This window comes from Buttiauxella sp. AC038 (assembly GCF_979253565.1).
The window spans coordinates 3,572,749-3,587,870 of sequence record NZ_CEEDCQ010000001.1 but is presented as its reverse complement, the minus strand read 5'-3'; the positions used below and the strand labels follow the sequence as shown (position 1 = coordinate 3,587,870).

Annotated in this window: 10 protein-coding genes; 8 read left to right on the top strand and 2 right to left on the bottom strand. The window is 49.1% G+C overall.

Going from position 1 to position 15,122, the window contains the following annotated elements; genetic code table 11:
- Window positions 1–66: 66 nt before the first annotated feature.
- Complete coding sequence (locus AC0IXI_RS17135) at window positions 67–453, top strand: ASCH domain-containing protein (protein WP_064517149.1); 387 nt, start codon at window positions 67–69, stop codon at window positions 451–453.
- Between the two features lie 157 nt (window positions 454–610).
- The gene (gene rcsC, locus AC0IXI_RS17130; protein WP_064517151.1) at window positions 611–3,457 is read left to right on the top strand and encodes a two-component system sensor histidine kinase RcsC; all 2,847 of its coding nucleotides are present in this window, start codon (window positions 611–613) and stop codon (window positions 3,455–3,457) included.
- A gap of 85 nt (window positions 3,458–3,542) precedes the next feature.
- On the opposite strand, the gene rcsB is transcribed toward rcsC, so the two are convergent.
- Window positions 3,543–4,193 carry a response regulator transcription factor RcsB gene (gene rcsB, locus AC0IXI_RS17125; protein ID WP_064517154.1) on the bottom strand — a complete coding sequence of 217 codons (651 nt, stop codon included), beginning with the start codon at window positions 4,191–4,193 and terminating at the stop codon, window positions 3,543–3,545.
- A 16-nt stretch (window positions 4,194–4,209) separates the two neighbouring features.
- The gene (rcsD, locus tag AC0IXI_RS17120; protein WP_471682820.1) at window positions 4,210–6,867 is read right to left on the bottom strand and encodes a phosphotransferase RcsD; all 2,658 of its coding nucleotides are present in this window, start codon (window positions 6,865–6,867) and stop codon (window positions 4,210–4,212) included.
- Between the two features lie 862 nt (window positions 6,868–7,729).
- Here rcsD and AC0IXI_RS17115 point away from each other — a divergent pair.
- From AC0IXI_RS17115 to mgtE, 6 genes are all read left to right on the top strand, one after another.
- Complete coding sequence (locus AC0IXI_RS17115; protein WP_064517158.1) at window positions 7,730–8,848, top strand: porin OmpC; 1,119 nt, start codon at window positions 7,730–7,732, stop codon at window positions 8,846–8,848.
- Between the two features lie 139 nt (window positions 8,849–8,987).
- Window positions 8,988–10,028 (top strand): FAD:protein FMN transferase ApbE, encoded by a 1,041-nt coding sequence (gene apbE / locus AC0IXI_RS17110; RefSeq protein WP_413497956.1) that lies wholly within the window; start codon window positions 8,988–8,990, stop codon window positions 10,026–10,028.
- An 82-nt stretch (window positions 10,029–10,110) separates the two neighbouring features.
- On the top strand, window positions 10,111–11,181 hold the full coding sequence (gene ada / locus AC0IXI_RS17105; protein WP_134183705.1) for a bifunctional DNA-binding transcriptional regulator/O6-methylguanine-DNA methyltransferase Ada: 1,071 nt from the start codon (window positions 10,111–10,113) through the stop codon (window positions 11,179–11,181).
- A 3-nt stretch (window positions 11,182–11,184) separates the two neighbouring features.
- Complete coding sequence (alkB, locus tag AC0IXI_RS17100) at window positions 11,185–11,826, top strand: DNA oxidative demethylase AlkB (protein ID WP_064517164.1); 642 nt, start codon at window positions 11,185–11,187, stop codon at window positions 11,824–11,826.
- 83 nt (window positions 11,827–11,909) lie between these two features.
- Window positions 11,910–13,556, top strand: a complete 1,647-nt coding sequence (locus AC0IXI_RS17095; protein WP_064517165.1) for a multidrug ABC transporter permease/ATP-binding protein — start codon at window positions 11,910–11,912, stop codon at window positions 13,554–13,556.
- Between the two features lie 91 nt (window positions 13,557–13,647).
- A complete protein-coding gene (mgtE, locus tag AC0IXI_RS17090; protein WP_064517167.1) occupies window positions 13,648–15,075 on the top strand; it encodes a magnesium transporter in 1,428 nt (475 codons plus the stop codon).
- Window positions 15,076–15,122 lie beyond the last annotated feature (47 nt).

Sequence of the window (15,122 nt, the reverse complement as noted above, 5' to 3'; positions counted from 1 at the left end):
TTATTGCATCGGGCGTTTTTTATTTTAATATCAAGTTAGGCTTGGTTTAACTCATAAGGTAATTCAATGGCTATTCCTGAGAAGTATGAAGATGTAGAACGCTGGGCGTTTGGTGATACAGAAAAACAGGCGGACGAACTGGTTAAATTAGTGCTCGATGGCGTGAAAACAGCCACCTGCGCTAATCTGGATGGCGAGGGTATTGCCCAGCCAGGCGATATCTTTGTGGTGGTAGATGGCAAGAATAAGCCGGTTTGCGCGATTGAACTGACCACCACGGAAATGACTACTTTTGAACAGGTGGGCGAAGCCCACGCTCTGGCAGAAGGTGAAGGTGACCGCACGCTGGCGTACTGGCGTAACGAGCATAAACGCTTTTTTGAAGAGTACGATCTGTTCTCTCCGGATATGACACTGGTGTTGATGCACTTCAAGGTTATCGAAAAGTTCTGAAAGTAATACCTCGCGATCGGATAAATACAGGCGCCCGCCACGGCAATTTGTAGGTATCGATCGCGATAAACCTTACCGGTTTGCCGTTGCGGGCTGCCATTTTTGCGGCTACCTTAACGGCATCCAAAGTTTTGCTATTTCCACGACCAGGCTCAATTTGAAATATCTTGTCTCCTTTCGCGCCACACTAAAAGTCTCCCGCTACCTGTTTCGGGCACTGGCTTTATTGCTTTGGCTGCTGATTGCGCTCTTTTCGGTGTTCTACATCATGAATGCCCTACACGAAAAAGAGTCAGAAATTCGCCAGGAATTTAATATCAGCTTTGACCAGGCTCAGCGTTATATCCAGCGTACGTCTGATGTGGTGAAAGAGCTCAAGTACATTGCGGAAAATCGCCTGACCGCCGCTAATGGCGTGTTGCCGTCCGTGGAAAATGATGACAACAGAGTCGACCCACCGAGTTTCATGCCGTTGTTCCCCGACTCTGACTGTTCAGCTGTCAGCTCAACCTGGCGTTCATCTTTGCAATCCCTGGCGTGGTTTTTACGCTATTGGCGAGACAATTTCTCGGCGGCCTACGATCTCAATCGCGTCTTTTTAATTGGCGGTGACAATCTTTGCATGGCGGATTTCGGCCTACGTGAAATGCCCCTTGAGCGTGAAAAAGCGTTGAAAACGCTGCATGAGCGCATCATGAAATATCGCAATGCACCACAGGATGAGCGCAGCAATAGTATTTACTGGATTGGTCAGGGTTCACGCCCAGGAGTCGGGTATTTCTATACTCTTACGCCGGTGTATCTGGCTAACCGCTTGCAGGCTCTGTTGGGGGTTGAGCAAACCATTCGTATGGAGAACTTCCTTTCACCGGGTTCAATGCCAATTGGCGTGACAATTCTCGATGAAAATAGCCATCCATTGATTTCACTTACCGGCCCGGAAGCAAACATTCAGCCTGATGAAAAATGGCTTCAGGAACGTTCCTGGTTTGGCTATACCGCCGGATATAAGCAATTTATTCTCAAGAAAAACTTGCCGCCGTCATCGATGAGCGTGGTGTACTCCGTACCTGTGGATATGGTGCTGGAACGCATTCGCATGTTGATTCTCAATGCGGTGCTGCTGAATATCCTGGTTGGAGTTGTGCTGTTTACTCTGGCGCGTATGTATGAAAAACGGATCTTTATTCCGGCGGAAAATGATGCCCTGCGCCTCGAAGAGCACGAGCAGTTCAACCGTAAAATTGTCGCCTCAGCGCCGGTCGGTATCTGTATTTTGCGCACTCAGGATGGGACAAACATTCTGAGTAACGAACTGGCGCACAATTATCTCAATATGCTGACACATGAAGACCGACAGCGGTTAACGCAAATTATCTGTGGCCAGCAGGTTAACTTTGTCGATGTGTTGACCAGTAGCCACACCAACTTGCAGATTAGCTTTGTCCATTCGCGTTATCGTAATGAAAACGTCGCAATTTGTGTGCTGGTGGATGTCAGTGCGCGCGTCAAGATGGAAGAGTCGCTCCAGGAAATGGCACAAGCCTCAGAGCAGGCGAGCCAGTCAAAATCTATGTTCTTAGCCACCGTGAGCCACGAACTGCGCACACCGCTATATGGCATCATCGGTAACCTGGATTTATTGCAGACTAAAGAGCTACCGAAAGGGGTCGATCGCCTGGTGACGGCGATGAACAACTCATCGAGCCTGTTGCTGAAAATCATCAGCGATATTCTCGACTTCTCAAAAATTGAATCCGAGCAGTTAAAAATAGAGCCGCATGAGTTCTCACCACGTGAAGTGATGAGCCATATCACCGCAAACTACCTGCCGCTAGTGGTGCGTAAACAGCTCGGACTGTACTGTTTTATCGAACCGGATGTGCCGTTAACGCTGCAAGGCGACCCAATGCGTTTGCAGCAGGTCATTTCCAACTTGCTCAGTAACGCCATCAAATTTACCGATATTGGCTGTATTGTTCTTCACGTCAGTGTGGAAGGGGACTACCTCTCCTGGCGTGTGCGTGATACCGGCGTGGGTATCCCGGCTAAAGAAGTCACGCGCTTATTTGACCCATTCTTCCAGGTGGGCACAGGCGTGCAGCACAACTTCCAGGGTACAGGGCTTGGGCTGGCCATCTGCGAGAAACTAATTAGCATGATGGATGGTGATATTGCCGTAGATACTGAAGTGGGGATGGGTAGCCAGTTTACGATCCGTATTCCTTTATACGCTGCAAAATACGCCGAGCAATCCCAGGTCGAAGGGTTGGTTAATAAACGCTGCTGGCTGGCGGTGCGTAATGCTTCGCTGAGTAAATATCTCGAGTCTGTGCTTGCTCGTAACCAAATCGATGTTCGGCAGTATCAGGGTCAGAGGCCGGATAACGACGATATTTTAATAACCGATGATGAGCTGGAAAAAGCCTGGGAAGGGCGCGGCGCCATTATCTTCTGCCGTCGCCATATCGGGATCCCAATTGAAGCCTCACCGGGTTGCTGGTTACATAGCCTCGCAGCACCCCATGATTTATTGCTGCTCCTTGGGCGCATTTACAGCATTACGGTTAATCTGCCAGGGACCGACTCCACCCAACCGGTAGCCGTTGATAGCAATGAAAAAAATGACGATATGATGATTCTTGTTGTCGATGATCATCCTATCAACCGACGTTTGCTGGCAGATCAGTTGGGATCGTTGGGTTATCAATGTAAAACGGCAAACGACGGTGTCGATGCATTGAATGTGTTGAGTAAAAATCACATTGATATTGTGCTGAGCGACGTCAACATGCCGAATATGGATGGTTATCGTCTGACACAACGGATTCGTCAGCTCGGTTTGACTTTGCCGGTGGTGGGGGTGACGGCAAATGCGCTGGCAGAAGAGAAACAACGCTGTATTGAGTCGGGAATGGATAGCTGCCTGTCGAAACCGGTCACGCTGGATATTCTGAAAACGACGGTCGATCTGTATGCTGCAAGGGTGCGTAGCGGCAGATAAAAAAATGGTGGATGTCGCTTACGCTAATCCACCCTACAATTGCTTTCTTGTCGGTCGGATAAGCGCAGCGTCATCCGACATTGAATTAGTCTTTGTCGGCCGGAGACAGGCTTACCGACGAAAGATAGTTCAGCAACGCAATGTCATTTTCCACACCCAGTTTCATCATTGCTGATTTCTTCTGGCTACTGATGGTTTTGATGCTGCGGTTCAGTTTGCGGGCAATCTCAGTCACAAGGAAACCTTCGGCGAACAGACGTAAAACTTCGCTCTCTTTCGGAGACAAACGCTTGTCACCGTAACCGCCGGCGCTGATTTTTTCCAGCAGGCGAGATACGCTTTCCGGTGTGAATTTTTTGCCTTTCTGCAGTGCTGCCAGCGCTTTTGGTAAATCAGTTGGCGCGCCTTGCTTGAGCACAATTCCTTCGATATCCAGTTCTAACACCGCGCTCAAAATAGCTGGGTTGTTATTCATCGTCAGAACGATGATAGAAATGCTAGGGAAGTGACGCTTGATGTACTTGATAAGCGTAATGCCGTCGCCGTATTTATCGCCAGGCATTGAGAGATCGGTTATCAAAACATGAGCATCAAGTTTTGGCAGGTTATTGATAAGCGCTGTGGAATCTTCAAACTCACCGACAACATTCACCCACTCGATCTGCTCGAGTGATTTACGAATGCCGAACAGGACAATCGGATGGTCGTCGGCAATAATTACGTTCATACTGTTCATGTAATAGGCTACCTTGCTACAGCAAACTCTTGACGTAAGTGTCAATATCGCTGGTATATTTTTGTATGTTGGTAGCATCACTTTCACGAATGTGATGCTCTAACGTTTCACATAACTGCTTGCCGGGTACCAGATTGAGCATTGCAAACACTCCCTTCAGGCGGTGAGCTGTTTGTGCTAATGCTGCGAAATCGTGCGCCGCTGATTCAGTATACAATCTCCTAACATCTTCCGGTACTGTGTCGACAAACAGCGCGTAATAGCCGCTGGCATGAAGTTGTGCATTTTCATCGCCACCCAATGGTGATTCTGAAATACCTTCTTGCGCCAGTTGCTCTTCTATCAGCTGCAGCACCGCATCCTGCATAGCATTACTGATATTAAAGTTAACTCGGAACTGGCCCGGGCCTAGCCTCCGCATTCCGTTCTCATCATCGCTTAAAAGCAAACCCGAAGATGTAAGATTAGACGGATTATCTGTCAGGAAGATATCAAACTCTTGACTTGCCAGTCTTTCATCCGGAGTGATGCACTGCGCGCCCCAGTTTTCCAGCAGGCGAGTGACAATATTTCGGACTTCATTGGAGGTGATATCAATCATCGCCACCACATCATCGAGCAGTTTCTCTTCCTGCTCTTCCTGCTGCGGTTCGGCTGTCATTCTGATGTGCAAATTGTAACGTGTACCAATTTCCTCTCGGGTCTTGATATTCAGATGCCCGCCGAGTTTGCGTGAAAGCTGATCGCATAAATAGAATGTTAATCCATTAGCACGCCCGTAACGATCTTCACTGGTTTCGTTGAGGAAAGGGAAGTGGAGATTATCGACTTCACCACTACTGATGCCTTCACCGGTATCCAAAATACGGAATAGTAGACGGTCAGGCCCGGACTCTTCTTCAGTAATATCCAGGGTGATTTTGCCAATTTGGGTAGTCGTTACCGAATAATGCAGCAATAACTGCAGCACTTTACGTAGTGCTTCCCGGTCGCCATGACGCTCTTCATCTGCTGCCAGATGGTTGTTAATCAGCAGCTGCAAACCTTTACGCTTGATAATGGGCAACATCTCAAGTGCAACTTCATCAATCAATGGCTGGATTGCGAACAGCGTTGCATTAGTTTTCCAGGTATCGGTTTCCAGCATGTTCAGCAACTGAATCTCATCCACCAGGCGCACAATGCTTTGGGCTTCATTGGCAACTGCATGCCCCTCTGGAGTATTTAGTGCACTGGCGTGTTCGGCGATATTTTTCACCGGTAGCTGTAGCGCTTCACCAATATGCTGCATGAACGTAATTCGTCCCTGCTGGTTTTTTTCATATAAACGCTGAGCTTGCTTGAGCTTTTTGTTAACCAGAATTTCGCGGTCCTGGTCCCGAATCACAAATATCTGCGTGCGCGGCGCAATCTGGCTGCGAAACTGGCGAATCTCATACAGTTCATTATTGATAGTTGCCTGAATTACACCTTGATGCTGATCGGCCATGGCAATGATGTTTTGCAAATTAAGGTGTGGCAACAAATGGTCGGCAATTTTATTGCTGATGACTGTGCGATTTGAATCCAGGTCATGTACCAATAGGCCTAGTGGCAATTGCGAGACAATCTCTTCGTTAAGTGCACGTAAAATTTGTAATTCGCCGTTGCCGTTTTGCACTTCTACGGGACGGGCTGCCTGTTGGCGGAAAGTGGTGAAGCCGAACAGCGCCAGCGCCAGCAGGCCGATATTGAGTAGCAGAGGTAATATAATATTCTGCAAGGTGTCCATCAGCAAAGTGCCGAGAGGAACCTGCCAGACCAGCCGCATATGGGTTGTAGCAAGCGGGGAAGCTATTTCAATCTTCGCGCCATTAAAATTAATGGCGATGCTATCCGGATCTTCTTTTTCTATGCCGTTAGCCGCCATTGGAGCATCGTTATTTTCCAGACGGAAGCTGTCTAGTGACATCCCTGGTGGAATCAAATCGTTGATGGGTAAATCAAACGCTACGACCGTTGCCAGGTGGCCTGGCTGGTTAAAGGTTGTTCGCAAGGTAAAGTAATAACCGTTTTGCCACGCAAGATGGCGTAGTTGAGAGAAGCTTTCGCGCTCATCCAGTGCGTTTGCTTGCTGAAGCATTTCAGCGCGGCGTGAGTCGACTATGGAACCGACGCCGCTTTCTTTAAGACCGGAAGACAGATCTTTAAGTGGCAAGGTCGAGACCAGGATCATGCTGTTATCCTGGCCATTTAAATAGTACATCGACCATGGGCTGTTTTCAGCACCCCACAACGTATCAAGATAAGTAGATATACGTTGTGTCATATCCAGTGTTGAGCTGTCATGTGAGCCAAAAATCAGGGCTTCGGTTTTACGACGCGGCTTCTCTAAATAATACACATCCTGGCGTAGACGCGTTTCTTGCAGGCCGTCGCTTGCTGGCGCCGTTGAGACGGCGATGTTGTCATAGATTTGCCAGGTAGCGTAACGGTAGGTATCGACCCTTTTGTGAAGCGCGTGGGTGATGTCGACAATCTGATAGCTTTTATCTTTAAGCCAAGTGTTGACGGCACTTTGCACTATGACCCCCATGGCAACCAGTAGCACGACTATCAATAGCAGGAAGAAGCGCGTGATATTGCTGGGGATAAGCGAAAATTTATTAGGGATCATTCGGTCTGACTGACTCATTGTTAGCGCGCAACCCGGCGAGCATTCGCCACTTAAAAAAATCCACTGCTCTGCAAGGCAAGCCAGCAGGCGTTATAGCTGTTAGTAAGTAAACCAACATATCCAGATTAAGAATACCTGCAACAGGCGTTGGCGTCATCGTCTGTGTCTTAAAACTCAACGAGTATAATTCGAAATCGTGATATTTCCAGGCTGTTGATAATTAGCCGAAATAACGCCATTAAACGGAGTGTATTTTAACCAATCTTTCGCGGTGTTTTTGTACAAATTAATTTCATTTGTACAATTATTTAATATGAAATGATTGTCTATTTAGGTTTTCTTTTTTGAGAAAGTTCCCGCATGAGAAGTGAGATTTGTCTGTAAGCGAAGCGGCAATTTGTTAATAGACGTTATTTTTTGAAGGGAGTAGCACAAAATGATTAAAGTTACGTAAAGAAGCGTAAAAAAACCGGATGCAAGCATCCGGTCCAAAATACTAGTAAACAGACATTCAAAGCTGAATGACGGTAATAAATAAAGTTAATGATGATAGCGGGAGTTATTTTATATATAAATATTGAGTGTGTTTTATCATTCAGTGCTACGTATATTTATTTAATTCATCAAATTGATTTTGTTGATTATTTTAATTTTTTTGACGATTAGTGCTTATATCATTGTCTTTTTGTGCGGAAAAAAGTTCCATCATATTTACATTTTGAAACACGTATATAGACAAATGAAACATCTCTGTGGTTTTAGTATCATATTCGGATTGGATTAATCTGTATTTGTTTTGGAGAATGGGTTAGCCGACTGATTAGTAAATTAATCAGTAAGCAGTGGCATATAAAAAGGCATATAACAGAGGGTTAATAACATGAAAGTTAAAGTACTGTCCCTCCTGGTTCCAGCATTGCTGGTAGCAGGCACCGCTCATGCGGCCGAAATTTATAACAAAGATGGCAACAAATTAGATCTGTACGGTAAAGTAGATGGCTTACATTACTTCTCCGACGACAAAAGCGCTGACGGTGATCAGACCTATATGCGTCTGGGCTTCAAAGGCGAAACTCAGGTAAATGACCAACTGACCGGTTACGGCCAGTGGGAATACCAGATTCAGGGCAACACCTCTGAAAGCGAAAACAATGCATGGACTCGTGTGGCGTTTGCTGGTCTGCGCGTTAGCGATTATGGTTCCTTCGACTATGGTCGTAACTACGGCGTAGTTTACGATGTAACATCCTGGACCGACGTTCTGCCAGAATTTGGCGGCGACACTTATGGTGCAGATAACTTCCTGCAATCCCGTGCTAACGGCGTTGCAACTTACCGCAACACCGATTTCTTCGGTCTGGTTGATGGCCTGAACTTTGCTCTGCAATACCAGGGTAAAAACGGTAGCACCAGCGGTGAAGACTTTGGCGGCCGCAGCGTTCTGAAACAGAACGGTGATGCTTACGGTATGTCTGTAACTTACGATCTGGGTTCAGGTTTCGGTGCTGGTGCAGCGATGTCTTCTTCCAAACGTACTGCTGACCAGAACAGCGAAGCTGGTATCTATGGTAACGGCGACCGTGCTGAGACTTATACCGGTGGCCTGAAATATGATGCCAACAATGTCTACCTGGCTGCACAGTACACCCAGACTTATAACGCAACTCGTTTCGGCGGCAGCTCTGACTCGGACGCTTACGGTTTTGCTGATAAAGCACAGAACTTCGAAGTAGTTGCACAGTACCAGTTCGACTTCGGTCTGCGTCCATCCATTGCTTACCTGCAATCTAAAGGTAAGGACATCAACAATGGCGCCACCAACTACGGCGACCAGGACCTGCTGAAATATGTTGATGTTGGCGCGACTTACTACTTCAACAAAAACATGTCCACCTATGTTGATTACAAAATCAACCTGCTGGACGAGAACGAGTTCACCAAAGCCGCTGGCATTGGTACTGACGATATCGTAGGTGTTGGTCTGGTTTACCAGTTCTAATTCCTGCTTTCGCAGTGTTCGTTATAAAAGGCGCCTTAGGGCGCCTTTTTTACGTCTGAACTCTCAACAATCCTTCACTTTTAATCCAATTCTTTGCCAGTTGGTGTACCCTTTTGCGCTCAAACAGGAGAGAGAAACAATGGACTTACGATTATTACGCTATGGCCTGTTTGCCATAGTTTTGGGTGCTTTGGCAGGCTGCGATAACCCAGCAGCAAAAGGTAATACTGGCATGGTGCTGGAAGGCAAAACCATGGGGACATACTGGCGTGCAAGTCTCGCGGGTGTGGATAATGCAAGACAGACTGAGCTGCGGGAAAAAATTCAGACACTGCTAGATGGTGACGATCGCCTCTTGTCGACCTACAAAAAAGATTCTGCCTTATCGCGCTTTAACCAGTCCTCTTCGACGGAACCTTATCCCGTTGCTGAAGCAATGAGCGATATTGTGACTATGGCTTTGCGCATTGGCGCGAAGACCGATGGCGCGATGGATATCACCGTCGGTCCGTTGGTGAATCTGTGGGGATTTGGCCCAGATAAACAACCGATAAAAACGCCTAATCAGGCACAGATTGATGCTGCGAAAGCGCTGACCGGTTTGCATCATCTCACGGTGATAAACCAGGCCGGGAAACAGTGGTTACAGAAAGATCTTGTGGGTTTGTATGTTGATCTTTCCACGATGGGTGAGGGTTATGCTGCCGATCATCTGGCGCGTTTGATGGAACAAAATGGCATCAGCCGTTATTTAGTTTCCGTTGGTGGGGCAGTGGTCACGCGTGGCACGAATGCCGATGGCAAAGCCTGGCGCGTCGCCATTCAGAAACCGACCGATCGCGAAAACGCGGTGCAGGCGGTGGTTGATCTCAACGGGCACGGGATAAGCACCTCCGGCAGCTATCGCAATTATTATGAACTTGATGGCAAGCGTTTGTCCCATGTGATTGACCCACAAACAGGCCAACCGATTCAGCATAAATTAGTTTCCGCGACGGTGATTTCACCAACGGCGATGGAAGCCGACGGTTGGGATACTGGTTTGATGGTGCTTGGAACTGAAAAAGCCAAACAGGTGGCTGAAAAAGAGGGGCTGGCGGTTTATTTAATAACCAAAGAGGGCGATAGTTTTACCACCTGGATGTCTCCTCAGTTTAAAACCTTCTTACTTAGCGAGTAAAATTAGAAAGCAAGATTGCGGGTTCCCCAGCGTCCTCAAACTGTCAAAGTCATACCATGACAGCAAAATACAGGAGCCAGTCATGAATCATTTTTTTGATAAAGCCAACGATGAAAGCCGCTGGCAGGCTGTGGAAACCCGTGATAGTCGCGCTGATGGGCAGTTTGTCTTTGCGGTGAAAACTACCGGGATCTGCTGCCGTCCTTCTTGCAGCGCGCGTCATCCGTTACGCAAAAATGTGCTGTTCTTTGAAAGCGTTGACGCCGCCGTTGATGCCGGTTTTCGCCCGTGCAAACGCTGCCAGCCGGACAAACAAGCACCTGAGCAACAACGTATTGACCGCATCACGCAGGCCTGCAGAATCCTTGAAGCCAGCAACGATTCAATCGTTCTTGCCGACTTAGCTTCGCAAGTAGCAATGAGCCCGTTCCATTTTCATCGTCTGTTTAAACAAGTCACCGGGCTAACGCCTCACGCGTGGCAAAAGGCGTTGCGGGCAAAACGGTTACGTGCGCAGTTGGCCCAGGGTGAGCCAGTCACACGGGCTGTTTTCGACGCTGGTTTTCAGTCAGGAAGCAACTATTACCAGCAGGCGGATAAAGTCTTAGGGATGACGGCGAAACAATACCGCCAGGGAGGTGACCGCACCGTGATTCAATTTGTGGTGGGGTCATGTCGTTTGGGGGCGTTTCTGGTCGCGCAGAGCGAGCGAGGTATTTGCGCCATACTGTTAGGTAACGAGGCCAAAACGCTGATTGCCGAACTGGAAACGCTGTTCCCGCACTCTGCATTAATGGCCGGCGACGAACTCTTTGCGCAAAATGTCGCGCAGGTGGTGAGTTTACTGGAGCGCCCAGGCCAGCAGTTTGATTTGCCATTGGATATTCAGGGCACCGCATTTCAGCAACAAGTTTGGCAGGCGTTGCGTGACATCCCTGCTGGGCAGACTGCGAGCTATCGCGACATTGCCGAACGCATCGGCAAGCCGCAGGCAGTACGTGCAGTGGCCGGAGCATGCGCCGCAAACAAACTGGCGGTCATTATTCCATGCCACCGTGTTGTGCGTAATGACGGTGCGATTTCTGGCTACCGTTGGGGCGTTGAGCGTAAACGCCAACTTCTTAAGATCGAAGCCGAACAGCAGGGGGAGTGAGTGATGCTCGATTTATTTGCCGATGAAGCACCGTGGCTAGAGCCGTTGGCTGATGGCGCGGTTATTTTGCGCCGCTTTGCCTGCGCGGATGCACGGCTGCTTATCGCGCAAATTGAGGAAGTTGCTGCATTTTCCCCCTTTCGCCAGATGGTCACGCCAGGCGGGTACACGATGTCGGTGGCGATGACCAACTGCGGCGAAGTCGGCTGGACGACTAACGCTCACGGCTACCTCTATTCCCCGATTGACCCGCTGACGTCACAACACTGGCCCGCGATACCGACCGTTTTTCGCCAGTTGTCCGATGCCGCATCAAAGGCTGCGGGGTATCCTGATTTTAATCCTGATGCCTGCCTGGTTAACCGCTACGCACCGGGCGCTAAACTTTCGCTGCATCAGGATAAAGATGAGCTAAATCTGCAACAGCCAATTGTTTCGGTGTCGCTTGGGTTACCCGCCGTGTTTCAGTTTGGTGGGCTTAAGCGCAATGACCCGCTGAAAAGAGTGATGCTCGAACACGGTGATGTCGTGGTTTGGGGCGGGTCATCAAGGCTGTTTTATCATGGTATTTTACCGCTTAAACCGGGCCATCATCCTGCTACTGACGAGTTTCGCTACAATCTCACTTTCCGCCGCACCCGGTAACACGAATATAAATAAGAATTATTCTTGCTGTACAGTAATTGCCGTTTAAACTGCTCGCTGTTTTCGATTTTGGGTAGTGAGTGATGGAACTTTTACGTGTGGTTTACCGGCAGTATCGCTGGCCTTTCTTGACAGTCATGGCATTAAGCCTGCTCAGCGCGGCGTTAGGTATCGGCTTAATTGCCTTTATTAATTTGCGGCTGATTGAAACGCCCGATCTCTCTCTTTCGGTGCTACCCGAATTTCTTGGCTTATTACTGCTATTAATGGCAGTCACATTAGGCTCGCAGCTGGCGTTGACCACACTCGGCCACCATTTTGTGTTCCGCCTGCGTAGTGAATTTATTAAACGCCTGATGGACACGCACGTGGAACGGGTTGAACAACTCGGCAATGCGGCACTGCTGGCGGGTTTAACCAGTGATGTGCGCAATATTACCATTGCCTTTGTGCGCCTGCCGGAACTAGTGCAGGGCATTATTTTGACCTTTGGTTCAGCGGCATATCTGGCCTGGCTGTCACCAAAAATGCTGGGTGTCACGGCGATTTGGGTCGCTGTAACCATCTATGGCGGCTATGTGTTGGTGGCGCGAGTTTACAAGCACCTTGCGCAACTGCGCGAAATTGAAGACCAGCTTTACAACGATTACCAGACCGTGATTGAAGGGCGCAAAGAACTGGCTTTAAACCGCGAACGTGCTGAACGCGTCTATGAAGACACTTATATTCCTCATGCTAACGATTATCGCAGCCATATTATTCGCGCGGATACCTACCATCTGAGTGCGGTGAACTGGTCGAATATTATGATGCTCGGCGTGATTGGCCTGGTGTTCTGGATGGCAAACAGCCTCGGTTGGTCTGATACCAACGTTGCCGCCACGTTTTCTCTGACACTTCTGTTCTTACGCACGCCGATGTTGTCGGCGATTGGCGCATTACCGACGTTGCTTACCGCGCAGGTGGCATTCAACAAACTGAACAAATTCCATCTTGCACCTTACGATGCCGCATTCCCACGAAGCCTTGAACCTGCCCACTGGCAAACCCTCGAAATGCGCGATGTGGTGTTCCAGTACGGTGACAACAGCTTCTCCGTTGGGCCGCTGAATCTCAAAATTGAACGTGGCGAATTGTTGTTCCTCATTGGCGGCAACGGTAGCGGAAAATCGACCATGGCGATGCTGCTGACCGGGCTTTATCAGCCAGTATCTGGCGCTATTTATCTGGACGGTAAAAAGATTGATGCCGGTAATCAGGACGATTATCGCAAGCTGTTTTCTGCGGTGTTCACCGACGTCTGGTTGTTTGACCGCCTGCTCGGGCCACAGGGTGAACAGGCTAACCCAGAGTTGGTTACGCAATGGATTGAGCGCCTGAAAATGAGCGACAAGCTCGAGCTGGAAAACGGCACTATTCTCAATTTGAAACTGTCGAAAGGGCAGAAAAAACGCGTGGCCTTACTGCTGGCGTTAGCGGAAGAGCGCGACATTATTTTGTTAGATGAATGGGCCGCCGACCAGGACCCGCATTTCCGCCGCGAGTTCTACCAGACGCTATTGCCGCTAATGCAGCAAATGGGCAAAACCATTTTTGCCATCAGTCATGACGATCACTATTTTGTTCATGCGGATCGGTTACTGGAAATGCGCCACGGGCAACTCGGTGAGTTAACCGGCCACGAGCGAGAGCATGCTTCGCGCGACGCCGTCGCGCGAACGGTCAACTGATCAATAAAACCAGCCTTAATCGGCTGGTTTTTTGTTTTATGGGCTTGAAAGGACTATAACTTAGCTCGTCGTTCTCAGGGAATATTGCCAGATGTCTGTCACTCCAAAGTACAGCACTAAACAACGTGCGCAAGACCGAGCCCGCATCCTCCAAATTCTATTAACCAATAAAGCCGTTGCCACAGGCATTCTGGGCAGGTTGCCGCAACCTGATGCCCACACTCCCGAACAGGATATTTCAGAGGTAGCCACGCTTGTGGCAAGACTGCCCGCGGCCGATCTTGCTGACGTCCTGGAAGCCTTACCGACGGAAGAACGCCATGCGTTATGGCGACTGCTCAAAGATGATCAGCGCGGTAAGATATTAATTGAAGCCTCGGAAACTGTTTGGGATGACCTGATTGAAGGGATGAGCGATAAAGCGCTGCTCAATATCATTCGCCCATTGGATATCGACGACCAAATTTACCTTGCGCAATATCTGCCTCGCGACTTGATGGGGCGTTTGCTGGCGACCATGCCACAGGAACAACGCGTCCGTGTCAGGCAAGTGTTGCACTACGAAAAGCACAGTGTTGGCGCGATTATGGATTTCGAAGTGATCACCGTACGGGCGGATGTAACGCTTGCGGTGGTACAACGATTCCTGCGTTTACGCGGCAAAGTGCCGCAAAACACGGATAAAGTTTTTGTCACCACGCGGGATAAAACGCTGCTTGGGGAGCTGGGGTTAACCACCATCTTACTGCATGCTCCGCAGACGCTGGTCATGAACGTGATGGACGACAACCCAACCTGCTTTGCTCCCGAAGACAATGACGAAGTTGCGGCGCGTACCTTTGAACGTGATGACTTAGTCAGTGCGGCGGTCATCGACAGCAGCGGCAAACTGATTGGTCGCCTGACGATTGATGAGATCGTTGATGTGGTTTACGAAGAAACCGACAATGATTTGCGCCGGATGGGTGGCTTGAGCGCAGAAGAAGATGTGTTTGCCCCGGTGAGTAAAGCGGTTAAAGCGCGCTGGGCGTGGCTGGCAATAAATTTGTGTACCGCGTTTGTCGCCTCACGCGTTATCGGCTTGTTTGAACACACCATTTCCCAACTGGTGGCACTGGCTTCTCTGATGCCGATTGTTGCAGGTATCGGCGGTAATACCGGTAACCAGACTATCACCATGATTGTGCGGGCGCTGGCGCTGCAACATATCCAGCCGGGGAACTTCTCCTTTTTAGTGTTACGTGAACTGGGCGTTGCCTTGTTTAACGGGATTATCTGGGGCGGTGTAATGGGATGCGTGACCTGGCTGCTTTACGACGATATGGCGTTGGGCGGTGTGATGACGCTTGCGATGGTACTCAATCTGCTGGTGGCATCGCTAATGGGCGTGCTGATCCCGATGATCATGATGCGTCTGGGCAAAGACCCGGCTGTCGGTTCAAGCGTGCTGATTACCGCTATCACCGACACCGGTGGTTTCTTTATATTCCTGGGGCTGGCGACAATATTTTTATTGTAGCCACAGCCACTTGAACTTCTCCTGTGGGTAAACTTTCCGCCCATCTT

Bases quoted from the DNA above. Each gene is read 5' to 3' on its own strand.
- alkB (WP_064517164.1), top strand. From the start codon at position 11,185: ATGCTCGATTTATTTGCCGATGAAGCACCGTGGCTAGAGCCGTTGGCT.
- rcsD (WP_471682820.1), bottom strand. From the start codon at position 6,867: ATGAGTCAGTCAGACCGAATGATCCCTAATAAATTTTCGCTTATCCCC.
- apbE (WP_413497956.1), top strand. From the start codon at position 8,988: ATGGACTTACGATTATTACGCTATGGCCTGTTTGCCATAGTTTTGGGT.
- AC0IXI_RS17095 (WP_064517165.1), top strand. From the start codon at position 11,910: ATGGAACTTTTACGTGTGGTTTACCGGCAGTATCGCTGGCCTTTCTTG.
- mgtE (WP_064517167.1), top strand. From the start codon at position 13,648: ATGTCTGTCACTCCAAAGTACAGCACTAAACAACGTGCGCAAGACCGA.
- AC0IXI_RS17135 (WP_064517149.1), top strand. From the start codon at position 67: ATGGCTATTCCTGAGAAGTATGAAGATGTAGAACGCTGGGCGTTTGGT.
- AC0IXI_RS17115 (WP_064517158.1), top strand. From the start codon at position 7,730: ATGAAAGTTAAAGTACTGTCCCTCCTGGTTCCAGCATTGCTGGTAGCA.
- rcsB (WP_064517154.1), bottom strand. From the start codon at position 4,193: ATGAACAGTATGAACGTAATTATTGCCGACGACCATCCGATTGTCCTG.
- ada (WP_134183705.1), top strand. From the start codon at position 10,111: ATGAATCATTTTTTTGATAAAGCCAACGATGAAAGCCGCTGGCAGGCT.